Here is an 18,299-nt window from a genome sequence, read left to right on the forward strand (position 1 = left end):
ACGAATCCCTCCCCAACGTCGCCAGCCATCGTCATGTTGGTTCAACTTTCCGCAGAAGAATGGAAGGCGAGCGGTACTTTCGTCACTTTGCTCGTCAACTCATCAAGCGCTACGAGGTCGTCTGCTGTCACATCACGTAACGAAGTTTTTCCCAGGGCGAGTATGGCAATTTCCATTTCGTCTACAAAAGAAAGGAAAAAATTCGCCAAGTATTTGCTTGCTTGCTCGGCGTTGAATTTGTCCTTCAGCTTTCCCGGGTAATTCGTCAGCTCTGTCGGCGGCTCCCAAGGGATCGCCTTTGTCACCTGATCGTGGGTCATCGCCCACAGCATGGCCGTTCCCATAAAAATGCCATCCGCCCCCAGCGCAATCGCCTTCAGACACTCGCCAGGGGTCGTGTAGCCGCCACCTGACAAAAGCGAGATGCGGTCTTTGACCCCTCTCTCCTTCAAGTATTGGACGGCCCGGCACAAGGCGTAAATCGTCGGCAAGCCGAAGTCATCCTCCAAAATCGGCGGGCCGCCCTTCGTCCCTGCCTGCCCCCCGTCAATGCTGATGAAATCGACGCCAGCCTGGATGGCAATTTCCAAATCCTGCTCCAACACAGCGCTGGCGCATATTTTCACGCCAATCGGAACTCCGTCTGTGATCGCGCGCAGCTTGTCGACCAGCTTGCGCAAGTCTTCCGGGCTGTTGACCTCCGGCTGGCGCGAAGGAATGACGACCATTTCCTCGCCCTCCACCCCCATCAGTTGGCTTGCCTTGCCCGTTATGTATTCACCGGGGATAAAGCTGGCCGCTGCCGCCGTCGCGCCTTGCCCGAAGTGAATTTCAATGGCGTCTGCCTGCCGCAGCGTCTCCGGCTCCTTGGACCACGTGCCGGAATTGTATTGAATGATGAGATACTTGGCGTATTTTCTTTCCTCTGGCAAAAGCGGCCCTTCTCCCGTATTGCTCACGCTGCCGACAGCCGCCGTTCCTTTGGCGATCGCAATCTTCACGCTCTCGCTGATGCCGATGCCAAAGCCCATGGCCCCAGACAGGAGCGGGATATCGAGGGTCAGCGGCCGTTTTGCCTTCGGTCCGATCGTGATTTTCATGTCGACCTCGGCGTCCTCGTCAGCCGGCAGCACCGCAAGCTGGGCCGGGGAAAAGATCAGCCCGTCGAAGTTCAGAAATTTGCGCGGACTGCCGAATGGCCGTTCAATCGCCTGCCCTGTCGTCGCACGCAAGCTGTTTTCCACGACGTAGCGCGGACTGACCTTGGTCAATGCCGACACCATCTCGAAAATATTTTCCGGATAGCGGTCCGACATCAATCGCTTCATAAAGCGCCCGAGCAGCCACTGCACCGCAGGACGAAACGTGAAAAACGCCAGCAGCGCAAACAGGATGCCTGCAACGAGCGTTCCTACAAACGAGCCTATTAAAAAATCCATCCATCTCCCGTTCATTTCATCCACCTCCTGCGAGCATGCTGGTTCCAGCCTCTTTTGCTGCTTGCAACCGTCGCTTGACGTGCGCGACTACCGTTTTTCTTGGCTTGCCGGATAGCCCACCGATTCCGAGGTCAGTCCCGGGCGGCGGATCGCAGCGTGAATCTTCGTGCTCACCTCGACCTGCGGGTAGATTTCGTCCCAGCTTTGTTTGACTTCGTCCCATTGTTGCGGGTACTTCCGATGAAAAGCGGCGGCAAAGTTGGTCACATCCGCGTGCAGTTCCTTTTGCAAATAAAACAACGCCAGGCTGACGCGGGAGCGAATTTCGTTTTCGACCGCTTTTTCCACGAGCGCGATGCTGCTCAGATCCATCATGTTCAGCCGCGTTCCGTTTTCGACGACGTCGCCCTCCGTATCAATTTTGACCAGGATGGACCACTTCCCATTCTCGATCTTCGGAACCAGCTTCGTCGTAGCCCGAAGCGGGATGACCGATATAAGCCCTTGTCCCCCCGGAATGTTGACGCTGACGGATGCGCGGATGATCTCGTTTCGCAGCCAGAGCAAGCCTCTTGTGGCCTTTGTCGTCAGCGCGCCAATCATTTTATCGTTGCGGAAGATCGCCGTTCCCATCAAGAGCGAGTTTTCCTGGATTTGCGCCTGCTCGTCCAGCTTGCTCCCTTTTTGAATATAGGGAAGGGCCACAGCCCGGGCTTCTCCATTGAGCATGTTTCGAAAATCAACCAAGGTCACGGCCATGCCGATGTGCAGAGTCGCGTATTCCCGCAGCGCTTCCGCCGTGGAACGCTCCAGCAAGGTTTTAATCCCGAGAATTTCCATTGCTTTTCCTTTGGAGATGTACAGATAGGCCCGGTTGCGCGGCTCCGGATGGCGCACGAGAAAATCGATATGATCGGCAATCCCTTCTTTGGCAACCGCTTCTCCAAACAAGTAGATTTTGCAATGCCCCCAAAAAACTTTGCGGGAAAGCTTGGCCTGAACCTTGGACATCGCATCGGCAATATTGATCCCTTTTCCGCTCAGCACGGTCGTCAGCTCGCGATCCGCGCTCATGGTCGGTCCGCCGAGCCCGCCTTCCCCCACCGCTCGCGGGATAAGCACCTGGATGCTCAACACAATCTCGCCCGCTCCCCCCTTGTCCACAGCAGCCGCAGTAATAATCGCAAGGTCGTTGATCTCCGTCCGATCCCAGCAGCCGCCAAGCAACACACAACAGGCCAACAAAATTAACACGCTCCCTCGCGCCCTCACCCGGATTCTGCCTCCTCTGTCTTGCTGCGCTTCCCGCGCATGATCGCCCAGACGAGCAGCCCCGCCGGAATGAAGCAAAAGAACAGCGTCAGCAAGGCCGGAATCGCAAACGTGGTGACATCTCCGAGCATGGAGAAGCTCGGAATGCCCCAAAAGCTGAATATCACCGTCAACACTCCGCTCGGCAAAATGAGCGGCTGGTAAGTAGTCAGGTTCAGCCATTGCGCGGTGCCGAGCACGGTCGCGTAGTAAAACATCGAGACTTTGACGAAAGCGCCGATAACCCAGATCGCCATGACGGCCGATTCCATATTCTCAAAAAAATCGGCGACGTTCACATACTTGGCCGTATCCATAATCGGAAACAAGATGTTGCCGAGCGCGTCCCCCATCAAAAACAGCGTGACCAAATTCGCGATCGTCATCGTCAGCATGGCGCCGGCCACTACGAAAAAGGCCGACCGCGCACCTTGCCTGCAGTTGGACAGGAAGGGCAGCAGGTAGGAAATCAGAAACACCTCGGTGAACCAGCCAAGCGGCGTGACCGCTCCTTTCATCGACGGCAACACCCCGTTGTCCAAAATCGGAAACAGGTTGCCAGGGTCCAGAGCGGGAAAAACCAGGCCGATCATTATCAGCAGCGGGAGGATGAACACCGGGAAAAACACTTGCGCCGTCCGCCCCAGCACCTCGATGCCGCCTTTTACCGCGAGCGAACAGACGAAGATCAGGGCGGACGAGATGACGCCAAGCGGGGTTTCCTGCAGGAACAAGGCGATAAAATCCGCATACTCCCGCACGATGATGCCGTTTACTTGCAGCAAAAAGTACAAGTACAAGAAACCGAGGACTGCCGCAGGAACTTTTCCGGTAATTTCCCGCGCATGTTCGATGACCGACATGCCGGGGAAGCGCTTGTTGAGATGGATCGCAATCCACACGCTGAAAAAACCGATAAGCGAAGCCCATAGCGGAGTGAGCCACAAGTCGTTTTGCGCGTGCTGTGCCATGATGCTTGGTCCGACAAGCATCGCTGTGGACACGAGGACTGGATACATCATCATCCCCATCTGCAAGGCTGATATTTTTCCCGTTTCGAGCATGGTTCCTCATCCTTCTTGCTTTTCGGAATGGGCACTGCCGGACACCGCGGCTATTTGGGCTTGGCTTTGCTGCTTGCCTTTTTTTCGCCAATAGGCGAAGCCGAGCAGCAGCAACGGGCAAATTGTCTGCATGAGCGGGCCGTAAAAAGGGAACGCGACAATGTCGAAGCGGCCTGCCTCGTTCAGATTCGGCATCGACCAGAAGCTGAGCGCCGCAATGAGCATCCCGATCGGAATGACAATCGGGCGATAATCTGATAGCTCCAGCCACTGGCTCGTCCCCAGCACAGTGGCGTAGTAAAACACGCTGATTTTGACGTACATCCCCAAAATCCAGACGGTCATGACCACCGAGTCCAGATTTTCAAAGAAGTCCGCAATGCTGATGTAGCGAAAGGCGACCATGACCGGGTACATGTAATCCGCCGCCTGCCGCCCGAAGACGAGCAGGATGAAAAAATTGATACAGGTCAATAGCAAGGCGATCCCGAGGATGACGAGCATTCCTGCGCGCATGCTTTTGTCCCGGTTCGTCACATACGGAAGCAAAAACGACATCAGGAAAACTTCGCTGAAGTAGCCTTGGGGAATCAGCGCCCCTTTCACCGACGGCAGCAAGCCGCGTTCAAACATCGGGAACAGAAACTCGAAGTGCATGTCCTGGAGCAAAAACGGCATCAGGAGCAACGGAAACAGGAAGAGCAAGAAAAAGCCTTGCGCTGTCCTGCCGATCACCTCTAACCCTGCCCTTACGGCATACGCGCACACGGCTATCATCGTGAGAATGACGACGCTGATCGGCGTTTGCGGCAAAAAGTTCCCGATGATGAACTCGGCATAGCCTCTGGCGATCAGGCCCGTCATGTGAACGTAAAAAAACAAAAGAAGCAGTCCGAAAATTTTTCCCGGGACTTTGCCGATGATATCTGTGCTGTACTGGATCACCGTTTGCTGCGGATACAGCCTGTTCAATGCAAACGCGATGTACACCGTAAAAAATCCGATTAGCGATGCCAAGAAAGGCGACAGCCACAAGTCGTTTTCCGCGTATTTGCCCGTGTAGCTAGGCACCACAGTCACAGCCGAGGCCACGATGGCTAAAAAGACCATTTTGCCCATCTGAGCGGAAGAGATTTTTCCCTGTTCTAGCAAACGCCCCACCCTTTTTTACTCCAGAAATTGACCTAGCGGCTTGAAAATCGCATTGATGAGCGTAGTCGGCCCCGGCAAGTTCGGCAAATCCAGCAACGACAAAACCCAGCCTGTGAACAGCAGAGTGATGAAGGACGCCTTGTCCCGCCTCGGCAAGCGCGAAAGACGCGGCCATTCGAACGCGAACAGGATACAGGCAAAGGCGCTCATCGTGACAATCTGGCCCCATTTCAAGCAGGATCTCCCCCTTTTTCCGGACCTGGCTTCTGGTCGGCCCCCTGCCTTATTTTTTGATAATCGCCAGTCAGGTGCGGTCGCTCGTTCATCATCCACCACGGCGCGCGGACGATGGTGTCTTTCCACTCCGAAAACTTCATCGGCCCGACTGGCGTCAAATAAGGAACCCCTAAAGAGCGAATCGTACTCAAATGAATGACGGTGACGATGATGCCGAGCATAATCCCCAACAGCCCGAGCGTGCCCGCGAGAAACATCATGGGAAAGCGCAGCAGCCGAATCGAGATGCCTGCGATGTAGTGCGGAATCATAAAGGAAGCGATCCCGGTAATGGCGACGACAATGACCATCGGAGCGGAAACCAGCCCCGCCTGTACGGCAGCCTGACCGATGACGAGCGCGCCCACGATACTGAGAGCGGCACCTGCCTGTTTGGGCAGCCGGACGCCAGCTTCCCGCAGCGCCTCGAATGTAATCTCCAACAGGAGCGCTTCGACCAGGGCAGGAAAAGGCACGGACTCGCGGGACGCCGCCATGCTGATTAACAGAGAGGTTGGCACCATTTCGTGGTGGTACGTAATCAGCGCCACGTACAGCGAAGGCAGCAAAAAGGAAATCACCGTGAACAAGTAGCGGAGCCAGCGAATCGCAGTACTCGCAATCGACCGTTGGTAGTAGTCCTCGCTCGATTGCAGCAGGGAGAACAGCGTCGTCGGCGCAATCATCACAAACGGCGTGCCGTCTACGAGAATGGCGATCCGGCCCTCCAGCAAGTTGCCGCACGTCACATCCGGGCGCTCCGTCGTCAAAATTTGCGGGAAGGGCGAAGCGGGATAGTCTTCGATCATCTCCTCGATATACCCGCTCTCCAGCACGCCGTCGATGTCGATCCGGTTCAGCCTCGCCCGTACTTCCGTGACCAAATCCGCGTCCACAAGCCCGTCCACGTACGCGAGCACGACTTGCGTCTTCGTGTAGCCGCCAATCTGCATTTGCTCCATTTTCAATGCCGGCGTCTTGATGAGCCGCCGCAGCAGCGCCGTATTGACCTGAAGCGATTCGGTGAAGCCTTCGCGCGGACCGCGGACGACTCCTTCGGCCATCGGCTCCTCGATTTGCCTTTTTTCCCATCGCGCCAGGCCAAAGGAAAGAGCGCGCTGCTGCTGATCGATCAACAGGATCGGATAGCCGTTTGCGACAGATTCCAGACAGTCCTCGAAGGTCGCCAGCTCATGCGTTTTCGATACGGACACAACATTGTCCAGCAGCTTGCTGATCGCCGAATCCTTCGGCAGCTTCGTCTTCATCAGCACGGACAAGACGGTGCGCTCCAGCTCCTCGTTGTTCGTCAAGCCTTGGATGTAGATCGCAAGCGCCCGGGTCGATCCTCCGATGCGAAAAGAGCGGAAAACCACATCGGCGCAATTGGCATAAAGAGCGCGCAGTTGCTGCTCGTTCTCGGCAAGCTCCCTGTGCAAAGGCGTATGCGAAGGCACTGCCTGCTGTTGCTGGACCCTTTGCTTGTGCGATCTCCACCATTTTCGCGCGTTCCGGCTCACACACCCACCCCCTGATTCCCAAACAGTCACGCTTCCCCCCGGAATGAGTCAAGCTGTGAAATGAGTTAGGGAAATTTTGCCCCATTCATGCCACTTTTATCCTGTCTGTCCGCATGGAATTGGACGAAACGGCCTGTTGGCAAAAGAAAAAACGCCCGGATCAACCGGACGTTTTGGAACGCAGCCATTTCCACAAATAACAGTAACAGGATGTCAGCACAAGCACGACAGCGATCGTCATGAGAGTGTCAAAGCGCATGATAGCCTCCTTCTCTTTCCGTACTCTTTTACTACGAGCAAGCCCGGGAAAAAGTAACGGTGTTGCATCAGGCAAAAACAAAGAGCCCCGCTTGTGCGAAGCTCTTTTGCCAGCCATGCCCCTATTAATCGGGTTGGGAAGTCGTTTTCCCGTGTGGACGCAAAGCTCTTTTCCACATATCCAAAACCATGCCGACCGCAACAGCGATCAAGGCAGGCAGCAGCCAACCAGCGCCCTCCTTGTAAAACGGCAAAGCCGTCAGCACGCCATCCCACCCGCGAGCGAGGAACAAGACATTGACCAAATCGGCCAGCCCGAACAGCGCGACGACCCCAACTGTCGTGATGTAGACGAGCGAAGTCGCCGGAATGAACCGCTCCACCAGCGCGAGCAAAATAAGAACGATCGCAACCGGATAAATCGCGCCGAGCACGGGTACGGATACGGTCAAAATTTGCGTCAGCCCCATGTTCGCCACGATCATGCTCAAGACGCTGAGCACCGTCACCCATCCTTTGTACGGCAAGCCGCCGAACAGCCCATGAAAATATTGGCTGCACGAGGTCACAAGGCCAATCGACACACAGAGGCACGCGACGGTGAAGATCACGCCGAGAATCAACGTTCCGCTCGACCCGAACAACTGATTCATCATGTTCGCCAAAAGCTGTGCGCCATTTTCCGCCTTGCCCAGCGAAGCGGCGGAAGCGCCCATGATCCCCAAAATCACGTAGATGACTGTGAGCAATAGCCCTGCCCCGATCCCCGCGCGGATCATGCTCGCCGACAGCTTCTTCGTGTCGGTAATCCCTTTGGCGCGCAACGTGTTGGCGATGACGATGCCAAACACAAGTGCGGCCAGCGCATCCATCGTCAAATACCCGTCCAGAAACCCTTGGACAATCGGATTGGTGCCGTACTTCCCTGTCGGCGTCCCCATCGCTCCGAGCGGCGTCACCAGACTTTTCACGTAAATCAGCGCGATCAAGGCCAGCAAAGCCGGTGTCAGCAGCTTTCCAAAGCGATCGACGAGCTTGGAAGGAGACAGGCTCAGCCAGAAGACGATCAGAAAAAAGACGACCGTGTACACGAACAGGCTGAGTTTGGAGGCAACCAGCGGTTCAGGCAAAAACGGAGCCATCCCCATCTCGAAGGCAAGGCTTCCCGCACGCGGAATCGCGAGCGCAGGCCCAATCGAAACGTAAATCAAAAACGGAAAAATAAGAGCAAAAACGGGATGAACCCGGCTCGCCAGGCTGTGGAAGCTGCCAGCTTTTGCCACCGCCACCACGCCGAGAATCGGCAAGCCGACGGCCGATAAAACAAAGCCGAGCAGCGAAGACCAGACAAGCGAGCCTGCTTCCTGACCGAGATAAGGCGGAAAAATCAGATTGCCTGCCCCGAAAAACATGGAGAAGAGCATAAAGCTGATGAGCATCCATTCTTTTTTAGACATTGTTGTCATTGTCGAACATACTACCTCCCTCCATAATGAGAGGCATTCTATCAACTTTTGATATAATACGCCAGTGCTTCTCCTTTTTTCGCAATAGCAAGTGCATTGCGACAGCTTGCGCAAGGCCCGGCCAGCCAATCCCGGAAATCGGCTTGTCCACGCCAGAAAAGCGATGGGATAACCACCTGTCGCTTTTCTGGCTGCACCCGACTAGGTGGTTATCCGCTCATCGTTTTCGCATGGCCAAAATGCGTCTGTAAAAAGTCTGGTCCAAAAGCTGTTGAAACAAGGACAGCGACGGGCGAAAATTCGCTTCGATAATCCACGGCTTCCCGTGAATGTCGATACCCATATCCAAGCCGATTTCCCTCAAGGTCGGGTACGCTTTGCCCAAGCAATGTCCGACCGCAAGCGACACGCTTCTGATCTCCCTGAGCAAATCCGGTCCGGCCGCGACGTTGGACTGGCGAATCGCGGTGCGAAGCGGCAGCACCTTTCCCCTGCTGCGCGCCACGTTCGTGACGACGAAGCCTGGTCCAGCGAGCTTTGCCACCCAGCCCGTGATGATCCAGGGCGAAGCTTTGCCAGTGCGCTGCAGCATCACGCGCACGTCAAAAGGCTTGCCGTTGATCCGGCCGAGCGGAATGCGCGGCTGCAGCAAATACTTTTTCGGACGGAACAGCGAGCGGACGTACTGCACGGTTTTTTCCTTGCCTTCGATAGTCCGCCGCACATTGCCGCTATGGACGAGGTAGCGCTCTTCGCCCAGGTCGGTCAACTGGATGATCCCTGCTCCGCCTCCGCCGCCGGACGGCTTGAGCATCACGCGCTTGTAGCTTTCCGCGTACTCCCATAACGCCTCCGGAGAAAACAGCCGGGTCTTGGGCAGGTGCTCCCGCAACAGCTCATCTTGGACCATGTGCTGATGCTTGCCCCATTTTCCTACGTTTGGCGCTTTTATGGCAAAGTCTCTCCATTCGTAATGAGATGATGCTCTTCGATTTTGGTGATGCGATTGTGTTCATCCACAAACACGACCTTGGGCACCAGTTGATCGCATTCGCTCTCGTCGTACATGCCCATGCTTAAAATAATGACGATGTCGCCTGGGGAAAACAGGTGGGCAGGCGGGCCGTTCAGACAAATTTTCCCGCTTCCTTCTGCTGCCGGCAGAACGTATGTTTTCCAGCGCGTCGCATTGCGCAGGCTGGTAATTTGCACAATCTCGTAGGGCTTGATATCGGCCGCTTTCATCAGGGCCACGTCAATCGTAATGCTTCCGACGTAGTCCAGCTCGGCCTGCGTCACCGTCGCCCGGTGGATTTTACCTTTGCACATGTGGCGTTGCATCGGATGTTCACTCCTTTTCAAACCGCTGACATCAGTCTATGTGCGAGAGAATGTCCGGGAAACCATGGACAGCCAAAAGGATTGCTCACGCCGTACAGACTGCCTGTGCCAGATCAATTCCATAGGCGGAGCACAGCTTGGCGAGCTCCTCCGCCACGGTTTGCGGAAAAGGAATGCCGTCCTGCTTGCGGGCCGTCATGATTCGCTGCTCGATCTCGCCGGGAATCAAAATTTCCGCGACACCGGGAGCAGTCGGGACGTTTTTGACTTGGCGAATGTATGCGTCCATGCTTTGCCTGAATGCATCGAGCGGCAGGAAGCGCTGTACGTCGATGCACAGGAAGACGTGTCCGATGTCTTGCGGGTCTTGCCAGTTGTCGTACAAGCTTTTCACGCCGGGGCCGACCGCCGCGCCCGTGAGCAGCCCGCAGACAATGTCAATGAACATGGCAAGTCCGTAGCCTTTTGCTCCCCCGATCGGCAAAAGCGAGCCGAGCAAGGCTTTCGTCGGATCGTGAGTGGGCAAGCCGTCGGCGTCGATCGCCCAGTCTTCGGGGATGGCGCTCCCTTTTTTCGCAGCCAGAGCGATTTTGCCGCGCGCAGCCACACTCGTCGCCATGTCGAGCAAAAAAGGCGGCTGCTCGCCAGCCGGAATGCCAATCGCAATCGGATTCGTTCCGAAAAACGGCACAATCCCTCCGGTTGGTGCCATGGATGCGGGCGCATTTGACAAGACGAGCAAAATCAATCCCTCGTCCACTGCCTGCTCCGCGTAGTACGAACAGGAGCCAAAGTGGTTGGAATGCCGCACCCCGGCCAATCCGATGCCGTGTTGGCGAGCAAGCTGCTTCGCTTCGTCCAGCGCCGCTACTCCGACGACAACGCCGAGCTGATTTTTGCCGTCGATGAGGGCGGTCGCGCCTTGCCGGACGACGAGCGCTGGCGGCTGCGTCAGCTCGATCAGTCCCGCCTCGATCCGCTGCACGTAGATCGGCAGCCGCGACAAGCCATGGGATTCGACTCCGCGCAAATCCGCATGGACGAGCGACCGGGCCACAAGCTGCGCGTCTTCTCCCCTGACGCCCGCGCGAGAAAGGACCTGTGCAGCGACCTGCTCCAACCCCTTCCAATGAAAGCGTGTAGGGTTCACCTTCGCTTTCCCTCCCCGATCTTCGTTTTTTCGATCTGCATCTGAATATAAATATGTCGGCGCCGCAGCGACCGTCACAGGCATTGACCCGGTAGCGGAGAGAGCGGCTTGCCGACACGGCGGCACGCGAAAAAGAGAAGCCCCTTGCGCTTTTCGCGGCAAAAGGAGCTTCTCTACTTTTACGGACAGTTTATTCGTATGTGGCGACAGTCGAAACGATCCGGTCCTGCAGTTCGACGAAAAAGTCCTCGTCCTCTACGAAGCCGTTGAAGATGATCGAGACGATCAGCCTCTCGCCGCTTTTCGTCGTGAGATAGCCGGACAGGCTGTTTACTCCGGTCATCGACCCGGTTTTGGCATGCAGGCTATGGGCGGCGGCCGTTTCCACCAGCCGGTTTTTCAACGTACCGTCTACGCCCGCGACAGGCAGTGACGCCTCGTAAGTGGAAAAAGCCGGCTGCTTCGCCATGCCTTCCAGCACAGTGGCGATGTGGCGGGCCGAGATGAGGTTGTAGCGCGTCAGCCCGGAGCCGTCCACCATGTCAAAATTCGCCTTGCCGCCCATTGCCTGCACAGCTTCCTGGACGACTTGTGCGCCTGCTGCCGCGCTGCCTTCGCCTTTTTTCACGGCGCCTAACGTTTTCAACAGCATTTCCGCGTAAAAGTTGTCGCTTTTCTTGTTCAGGTACGAAACGATTTCTTTTAACGGCTGCGAGGCAAATTCGTTCCACTTGACCGCTGTATGAGGCACAGGCGAAACGAGCAACTCGCTGCCCGGAGCGAAGCGGACGCCCTCGCTCTCCAGCGCTTCCTTGAGCAGCGTTCCGACGTATTTCGCAGGCTCCTCCACAGGCACGCGCTCGTAGTCGCCGGGATGGTCGAGCGGGAGGTTTCCGGTCAGGCGAATCGTATTCGTTCCCCGGTCGCGCACGATGGCAAACGTGTTTTCCTGGCCTGGCTCTACCGTTTTCGCTTCGTTGATGACCTCTGCGTAGGACGTTCTCGGCAGCAGATTGAACGAAACGGCGTCTCCGGCTTTTGCGGCAGGCTCGTACTCGACCATGACTGTGCCGCGGTTTACGGCCAATGCGCCGAGCGTCGGGTTGTAGTAGTAGCTCTCGTCATCCCAGGCCCAGCCCAGACCGAGCCGTTGCGCGTCGAAGTAGCTTTCGTCGAGCACCAGGTTCCCCTGAATCTCTTTGACTCCTTGCTCTTTGATCCAGGCGGCGATTTTTTCAATCGAGACGCCTTCGTGCACCTTCAGGGCGTTTTCGGTGTGCAGAGATGGATCGCCGTAGCCTTTGACGTACAGATTGCCTCGCTGCACGCCGTTTTTGGCGACGGGCGCATCCCCGTACAGCTCCGTCTTGAACGTGTAGTCCTCTCCGAGCTGGGAAAGCGCCGCAGCCGTCGTCAGCAGCTTGAGGTTGGACGCGGGCGTGAGCAGTGCATCGGCCTCTTTTTCGTACAAAATGGCTGCGTCCCCCGTTTTGTCTAGCGACTTGACGAGGACGCCTGCGGTCATGCCGACTGCCTGCGGCTGCTCGAACAGCGGATCGAGCAAGGCCGAGAGCGCGTAGGTTTTTTTTGCTTCCGGTGGATCCCCTTGCACGGCGGTGAGCTGCGGATAAGACGCGAGCAGCGTGCCCACGAAGTCTTGCAGGTCGCGCGCATACTTCGACTTGTAAATGCCGTTAATCAGGATGGAAAAGGCCAGCTTATGGCCGTTTTGCGCCGTGACGTAGCCGGACAGGCTGTTGACGCCGCCCATCGAGCCTGTTTTGGCGATGAGGTTTTTCGCTGCCGCCGTACCGAGCATTCTGGTCTTCAACGTGCCGTCGACGCCCGCGACTGGCAACGATTTTTCCAACTCCACGCTGTAGCTCTGCTGCTGCACAAACGCCAAAAGCCGCACGATCTGCTCGGCTGAAACCAGGTCAAAACGCGACAGGCCCGAGCCGTCAACCTGGCGATAGCCGCTGTCGATGCCGGCACGCTTCATGACGTCCGCTACCGCTTCACTTCCGGCTGCGAATGTGCCCGCCCCTTTTTGCGTCGCGCCGAGCGTCTTGAGCAGCATTTCGGCGTAAAAATTGTCGCTCTCCTTGTTCAACTCCACGATCACTTCGCCGAGCGGCTTGGAGAGATGGGTAGAAAAAGGCACGCCGGATTGCACCACTGTCTTTTTCACGGCTGCGCCCGGATTCAGCCCGATGCCTTGTGCGAGCAGTTGCTCTTTCCAGACATCCCCGACGAACAGCGCCGGGTCCTCCAGCGTGACATCCTCCTCATACGGTTTGGCGGCAAGCCCAATCGTTCCTGTCAGCACAACCTCGTTTTTTCCACGCGGCCGCTCAAGCGTGATGTTGGACTCGCTGCCTTCCACCGTCTGCAGCTTGTTGATGACTTTTACGTATGTAGTAGCCGGTTCCATCGCCAATGTCGGTGGCGCATTCACGGCCTTCCCCGGTGTAACGGTCAACGTCGTGACATTTTTATGCACAGAAAGAGCGCTCAGTTGGGCGCTGTAGCCATACGGCTCATCATCCCACATCCAACTGACGCCAAGGCGCGTATCGTCGAAGTAGCTTTCGTCCAGCAGCAAATGGCCGTTGATCCGCTTGATCCCGGCCTGCTTCAATACGCTTGCCATCTGCTGCAAGTCCGCTGGCGTCAAGGTCGGGTCGCCGTAGCCTTTCAACACCAGATCGCCCTGCAAAACGCCGTCCGCACTGACCTTTCCTTGCAGGAAAAGCTCCGTCTTCCACTGGTAGTCCGGCCCGAGCTTATCCAGTCCGGCAACCGTGGTAAACAGCTTCATGTTCGAGGCGGGAATGTAGTTGCGCTCGGCGTTGTGCCGATACAAATACGTTTTGTCCGTCAGGTCGTAGACGACAATCCCCGCATACAGCCCCACGCTGTTCTCATCGCGCTTCAGGTCCGTCAAGTATTTCTCGATGTGATCGGCGAGCGCGCCCCTGGTGGCGGTGTCTTCCCTCGCAAAAGCAGGAGACGCCGCGAGCTGCAACACAAGCGCAAAAAGCAGAAAGCACGTACAGACGCGTCGAAAGACAACCAACTGATTCATGTTACCCTCCTTGTCCTAGTCTTGACGTTTTACGCAAATTCCACAGTACGCCCCAATGATAGCATCTATTTAGACTTTTCGGAATATTACTATCCTACTAAAAGGAAACAGAGGATGAACCTTGGCTCTATCGACCATACTATCGGCATGACAACGAAGAGCGAGGGGATATTTATCCATGCGATACCGCCTGCTGATCCTCATCATCCTGCTGTGCGCCGTCATGCTGCCCGTTTCCGCCGAAACGAACATCGGCCATCTCCATGTGCCGATCACTTCTGTCCAAAACGCCAAAGAGCTTGTCCAGCAAAGCGACTACATCGTCATCGGCTGGATGGACAGCGCGCATAAATCATACCCGACGGGGCGCAGCATCCCCCAGGGCAAAATCGTCAATTACACCCAAACCTTGCACGTCAAAAAAGTGTTCAAGGGCGCATCGCCCCGCTTGCTGACCGTGCTCAGCATAGGCGTCGAGCCGCTCCCCGACACTTCCAGCTCGCTGAACCTCACGTACACGGGCCCGCTTGGCGAAGGAAACTACCTCGTGTTTTTGCGCAAGGTGAAAGGTTCGTCGCTGCACAGCCTCACCGGACTATGGCAAGGCGTGTACCCGCTGTACCAAGGCAAAACCATCGCCTTGCAAGGTGTCGGCTTTGCCGACTTCAATCAACTGTCGTTGGAAGAGATCGAGCAAAAGCTGAAAAGCCTGCAGCCGTAAGCAAAGTCGCCAAAAAACCGCTCCCGTCCGGCGAGCGGTTTTTTGGCGTGCACCTCAAGTCAGCTTCTCATGACGTAAATGAAAATCACCATAGAGACGGCACAAGCCAGCACACAGCCGACAAAGCCCAGGATGACCCATTTGTTGTTCGTTTTTTGATCGTGTTTGTCGCTCATGAAAACTTCCCCTCGTACAAGCATTCCTCTCTATTATAGGGGGGTTTTGCCTGAAAAGAAAACCGTAATTCCGTTCACAGCAAATTCACACATATAAGCTATGGATTATATGATGATTTGTTGGTAAAATAAGACTGTAGCAAAAGCTTTCTGTCATGGAAAAACACTTACAGGAGAGTTCACTATGACACGAATTGCCCTTTTTTTATGTTTGCTCACCCTCTTCACCTTCAGTTATGTTCTGACCGACGATTCTTCTCCCACTGCGCTTGAGGCGATCGAAAGCATGCGAGAAGAAATCGGCACCGTTTTTCATGAAGCAAGTACAGATAAAGGCACATTGTTCTTCCTCGTTCGCGAGGATAGCCAGATAATTGACGCCGAATTTGCCAAGAAAACGATCCTTGGCTGGAAATGGGGAAATGGCGGCAGTCACACCATCCCCGCTGTTTCCGAAGTTCCGCTGCCTGATTCTGCCTTTTCCACGCAATACATTGCCAATGGAAAAGAAAACCCGTTCGACTCCCCGTTCCCGATGCTGTTTGGCGTCATTCTCGACCCGGAAGTTGACAGCCTGATGGTCGTAAGCGAAAAGACCGGAAAGGCGCTCCAGGCGGAAATTATCGACAACGAGCTGTTCCCCTTCCGTCTGTGGTACGCCCAGCTCCCGGTCAAACAGGGCGAGATGTTTTCCATCACGGCTTTCGGCAAGGACGGCGAAACTGTCGTCTCGGAAAAACAGATTTCGTAACCGCTCTCGCAGTGAAAGCACCAGCTCGCATCACCGTTGCATCGTCCCCTTTCTTCCCGTTTCCCACATGACAGGAAGCGAAGCGCTGATGAAATGGAACGTAGCAAATACGTTCAGGAAGCAAAAGAAAACGCCGCTCGTAACAGGCTCCCCTCCAAGCAGACATGGATCTGCCAGCCACGCCACCGTGGCTGGCCGCCTCTGCCCGGAGGGGGTTTTCTTTTCGTTACGCCGGTTGTTCCTCGATCAAGACGTTTTCAGCGACGATTTTCATTTCTGAAAAAGGGCATACCAATCTTTTGTGAAATATTTCAAAGCTGTACTCCCCTTTGTCTTCACACAAGCAGTTTTTTGACACCGCAGCCACACACTGAAGCTGCGTTTAATCTATAAAAACACTCGCTTTTTTTCTGTGCGCGACAACAGAATCCCCCTCTCCAGAATAGAAAAGGGGGATTACGGGCGTCCAGCATGTGACGATGCTGCCTTTTCCATACGTCATGTAATTCCCCGGGAGGTGGGCGCAAGCGAACACGATGGCGGCGACAGCGATGCCGAGCCAGTAGGAACTGCCGCCAAGCCCGAGCTTCTGGGCGAAAAACACGACAACGGTCATCACCCCGAGCCGCATGAGCACTTCCTCGCAAACCCCACCGTAAAAAGACGAGAGCAAACCGAGGAATCGTGATGAGATCGCTGCTTGTCCCCTTTTCGCGGTCATGTGCGGCTGAAACCAGCAGCGGTCCACGAAGTTGACCACGATCCCTGCCACAAACCCCGAGACGACGGAGACAACCCAAAAAGCCTGGAGCGAAAAAGGTAGCGCCACTCCTTGCGACGAGTGCTCTACCACCCACAGCCGCAGTCCGGTTGCAGGCAAAAGCCACAAACCTGCCGCAGTCGCCAGAGCGAGCAATACAGAGGTCTGAAGCATCATCACCGCAACCAGGACTGGGACTGGCGGGACTCTGCCAGTGGGATGGACTTCTGCTTGTAGCTGCACTTGCCTGCGAATCGTCCTGGACTGCACCGGGATGATGCAGAAAGCGCACAGCAAGCTGACCGTCCAGATTAGCCAAAAGTGTTCCACAGCGACGCCCCCTGCCTAGATTTCAGATCGCTCCAGGAAGTACCAGCCCATGAAGAAAAACACGATGTTGAGCGCAAAGACGCCCGCCAGCCCCGGCAACCCGGTGATCGCCGCTTCAGCCAGCGTCGAATTTTCCTGAATCATCATCATCGCGGCATTGGGCAATCCGCCCGGGGAGACCATGTCCAAAAATTTGCCGAGAAATTGCGGGACGGTGAAGACCACGATATTGAAGACCAGCGACGCTCCCCCCGCCCCGACGGCGTTGGCAAAAAAGCTGGAGGCGCAAAGGGTCGTGGTGACGACAAGCAACAGATTCGGTATGTACATGAACGTCCCGAGCCACACGTGCGCCCAATCGAGTTTGCCGAAAAGCAGCTCCGTGTAGTAAGCGGTTATCCCCATCCCGATCAGCATGCTTCCGATTGTCAACGTGTAATAGGTAATGGCTTTGGCGAGATAGTACTTGGCCCGGCTGACCGGCTTGACGAATACCATGGAGGCAACCCCTGACGCTTTTTCCCCGGCAATCGTGCCCATGACGACGAGAATCAGCACAAAAGTGCCGAGCGAGCTGAACTTGCTGATCGCCGGCGACAGCACTTCCGGAGCAGACGGGGTGGGAATATTGATGACCGTTCCCTTCGGCAGTCCGGTGGAATTGGCCAAAATATCCGGCAGCATCTTCATCGTAATCGGCTGTGTAATCATCAAGGCGATAAACACAATCGGAACGATGAGAATTTTGTACGTTTTCATCAGTTCCTGAAATTCTTTTCGAATCATTGGGTAGGAAGTCATCCATTCACAACCTTTAGGAAAATATCCTGAAGTGTCAATGCTGACAGACGGTAGTACGCAAGCGTTCCGCCCGACTCCAGAAGAATGTGCGGCAAGCTTTCCTTGGCTTTTTCCATGTCACTGGCCATCACCTTGTACGTGCCCCCATCCTGTCTCCACTCCCTGACCCACGCAAGCCCGTCCAACACGTCGGTCAAATCAAGGTCCTCCTGATCGAGCTTGAACTCGATTACCGGCTCCACGTGGCTGGCTCGCAACTCTTCCAGGCTGGACGACAAAAGCACGGTGCCGTCCTTGATGATGATGATGTGGTCGGCGATTCTCTCGATGTCATCGAGAATGTGGGTCGACATGAAGACGGTCATGTGCCGCTTCAGCTTTTCGATCAACAGCAAAACGTCGTGTCTGCCCATCGGGTCGAGGGCGGAGACTGGCTCGTCCAAAACGAGCAGCTTCGGGTTGTGGATGAGCGCCTGGGCAATTCCCAGACGCTGTTTCATCCCTCCGCTGTAGCCGCTGATCGGGCGGTTCCGCGCCTCGCTGATGCCGCACAGCTCCAAAAGTTCATTGGTTCGCTCTTCCACCGTGCGCTTGTCCAGCCCGTACAGTTTGCCTACCCAGTGCATCCACTCTGTCGCTGTCATGTAGTTGTAAAAGGCGGGAATTTGCGGGCAATAGCCGACTTCGCTGGTGAC

The 18,299-nt window shown here is 55.8% G+C and carries 16 protein-coding genes; 2 read left to right on the forward strand and 14 right to left on the reverse strand.

Annotated features, from left to right (window positions below; genetic code table 11):
• Positions 1-41: 41 nt before the first annotated feature.
• The 11 genes from AC3WJN_RS13325 to dacB form a co-directional block, all read right to left on the reverse strand.
• Positions 42-1,454 (reverse strand): FMN-binding glutamate synthase family protein, encoded by a 1,413-nt coding sequence (locus AC3WJN_RS13325; RefSeq protein ID WP_007782090.1) that lies wholly within the window; start codon positions 1,452-1,454, stop codon positions 42-44.
• Between the two features lie 72 nt (positions 1,455-1,526).
• The gene (locus AC3WJN_RS13330) at positions 1,527-2,693 is read right to left on the reverse strand and encodes a Ger(x)C family spore germination protein (RefSeq protein ID WP_035317149.1); all 1,167 of its coding nucleotides are present in this window, start codon (positions 2,691-2,693) and stop codon (positions 1,527-1,529) included.
• Between the two features lie 14 nt (positions 2,694-2,707).
• On the reverse strand, positions 2,708-3,814 hold the full coding sequence (locus AC3WJN_RS13335) for a GerAB/ArcD/ProY family transporter (RefSeq protein WP_007782083.1): 1,107 nt from the start codon (positions 3,812-3,814) through the stop codon (positions 2,708-2,710).
• 6 nt (positions 3,815-3,820) lie between these two features.
• The gene (locus AC3WJN_RS13340) at positions 3,821-4,975 is read right to left on the reverse strand and encodes a GerAB/ArcD/ProY family transporter (protein ID WP_005828709.1); all 1,155 of its coding nucleotides are present in this window, start codon (positions 4,973-4,975) and stop codon (positions 3,821-3,823) included.
• Between the two features lie 6 nt (positions 4,976-4,981).
• Positions 4,982-5,200 carry a hypothetical protein gene (locus AC3WJN_RS13345; RefSeq protein ID WP_005828710.1) on the reverse strand — a complete coding sequence of 73 codons (219 nt, stop codon included), beginning with the start codon at positions 5,198-5,200 and terminating at the stop codon, positions 4,982-4,984.
• On the reverse strand, positions 5,197-6,762 hold the full coding sequence (locus tag AC3WJN_RS13350) for a spore germination protein (RefSeq protein WP_005828712.1): 1,566 nt from the start codon (positions 6,760-6,762) through the stop codon (positions 5,197-5,199). The genes AC3WJN_RS13345 and AC3WJN_RS13350 overlap by 4 nt, the downstream gene beginning before the upstream one ends.
• Positions 6,763-7,145: 383 nt before the next feature.
• Positions 7,146-8,486: a branched-chain amino acid transport system II carrier protein gene (gene brnQ / locus AC3WJN_RS13355; protein WP_005828714.1), complete on the reverse strand. Its 1,341-nt coding sequence runs from the start codon at positions 8,484-8,486 to the stop codon at positions 7,146-7,148.
• A gap of 217 nt (positions 8,487-8,703) precedes the next feature.
• Positions 8,704-9,438: a YheC/YheD family protein gene (locus tag AC3WJN_RS13360; protein WP_255344296.1), complete on the reverse strand. Its 735-nt coding sequence runs from the start codon at positions 9,436-9,438 to the stop codon at positions 8,704-8,706.
• Complete coding sequence (gene panD / locus AC3WJN_RS13365; RefSeq protein ID WP_005828718.1) at positions 9,435-9,827, reverse strand: aspartate 1-decarboxylase; 393 nt, start codon at positions 9,825-9,827, stop codon at positions 9,435-9,437. Before panD ends, AC3WJN_RS13360 begins: the two co-directional genes overlap by 4 nt.
• 85 nt (positions 9,828-9,912) lie before the next feature.
• Complete coding sequence (locus AC3WJN_RS13370; protein ID WP_007782073.1) at positions 9,913-10,977, reverse strand: Ldh family oxidoreductase; 1,065 nt, start codon at positions 10,975-10,977, stop codon at positions 9,913-9,915.
• A 190-nt stretch (positions 10,978-11,167) separates the two neighbouring features.
• The gene (gene dacB / locus AC3WJN_RS13375; RefSeq protein ID WP_005828722.1) at positions 11,168-14,065 is read right to left on the reverse strand and encodes a D-alanyl-D-alanine carboxypeptidase/D-alanyl-D-alanine endopeptidase; all 2,898 of its coding nucleotides are present in this window, start codon (positions 14,063-14,065) and stop codon (positions 11,168-11,170) included.
• A gap of 178 nt (positions 14,066-14,243) precedes the next feature.
• On the opposite strand from dacB, the gene AC3WJN_RS13380 reads away from it, so the two are divergent.
• Together AC3WJN_RS13380 and AC3WJN_RS13385 are read left to right on the forward strand one after the other, a co-directional pair.
• On the forward strand, positions 14,244-14,786 hold the full coding sequence (locus AC3WJN_RS13380; protein ID WP_005828725.1) for a hypothetical protein: 543 nt from the start codon (positions 14,244-14,246) through the stop codon (positions 14,784-14,786).
• 360 nt (positions 14,787-15,146) lie between these two features.
• A complete protein-coding gene (locus AC3WJN_RS13385; RefSeq protein WP_005828728.1) occupies positions 15,147-15,713 on the forward strand; it encodes a hypothetical protein in 567 nt (188 codons plus the stop codon).
• Between the two features lie 382 nt (positions 15,714-16,095).
• Here the strand turns inward: AC3WJN_RS13385 and AC3WJN_RS13390 are convergent, their stop codons facing one another.
• The 3 genes from AC3WJN_RS13390 to AC3WJN_RS13400 are packed head-to-tail and all read right to left on the reverse strand — an operon-like array spanning position 16,096 to position 18,269.
• Positions 16,096-16,803 (reverse strand): CPBP family glutamic-type intramembrane protease, encoded by a 708-nt coding sequence (locus AC3WJN_RS13390; protein ID WP_327953730.1) that lies wholly within the window; start codon positions 16,801-16,803, stop codon positions 16,096-16,098.
• Positions 16,804-16,818: 15 nt separating this feature from the next.
• Positions 16,819-17,604 (reverse strand): ABC transporter permease, encoded by a 786-nt coding sequence (locus AC3WJN_RS13395; RefSeq protein ID WP_492329280.1) that lies wholly within the window; start codon positions 17,602-17,604, stop codon positions 16,819-16,821.
• Positions 17,601-18,269, reverse strand: a complete 669-nt coding sequence (locus AC3WJN_RS13400) for an ABC transporter ATP-binding protein (protein ID WP_492329283.1) — start codon at positions 18,267-18,269, stop codon at positions 17,601-17,603. The genes AC3WJN_RS13395 and AC3WJN_RS13400 overlap by 4 nt, the downstream gene beginning before the upstream one ends.
• Positions 18,270-18,299: the final 30 nt, after the last annotated feature.

The sequence above is a fragment of the Brevibacillus sp. FW306-2-1A-C05A genome (assembly GCF_058781555.1).

What these genes read in the sequence shown, in the direction of transcription:
- brnQ (WP_005828714.1), bottom strand. Translation starts at nt 8,486, where the DNA reads ATGACAACAATGTCTAAAAAAGAATGGATGCTCATCAGCTTTATGCTC.
- AC3WJN_RS13380 (WP_005828725.1), top strand. Translation starts at nt 14,244, where the DNA reads ATGCGATACCGCCTGCTGATCCTCATCATCCTGCTGTGCGCCGTCATG.
- panD (WP_005828718.1), bottom strand. Translation starts at nt 9,827, where the DNA reads ATGCAACGCCACATGTGCAAAGGTAAAATCCACCGGGCGACGGTGACG.
- AC3WJN_RS13385 (WP_005828728.1), top strand. Translation starts at nt 15,147, where the DNA reads ATGACACGAATTGCCCTTTTTTTATGTTTGCTCACCCTCTTCACCTTC.
- AC3WJN_RS13325 (WP_007782090.1), bottom strand. Translation starts at nt 1,454, where the DNA reads ATGAACGGGAGATGGATGGATTTTTTAATAGGCTCGTTTGTAGGAACG.
- AC3WJN_RS13335 (WP_007782083.1), bottom strand. Translation starts at nt 3,814, where the DNA reads ATGCTCGAAACGGGAAAAATATCAGCCTTGCAGATGGGGATGATGATG.
- dacB (WP_005828722.1), bottom strand. Translation starts at nt 14,065, where the DNA reads ATGAATCAGTTGGTTGTCTTTCGACGCGTCTGTACGTGCTTTCTGCTT.
- AC3WJN_RS13395 (WP_492329280.1), bottom strand. Translation starts at nt 17,604, where the DNA reads ATGACTTCCTACCCAATGATTCGAAAAGAATTTCAGGAACTGATGAAA.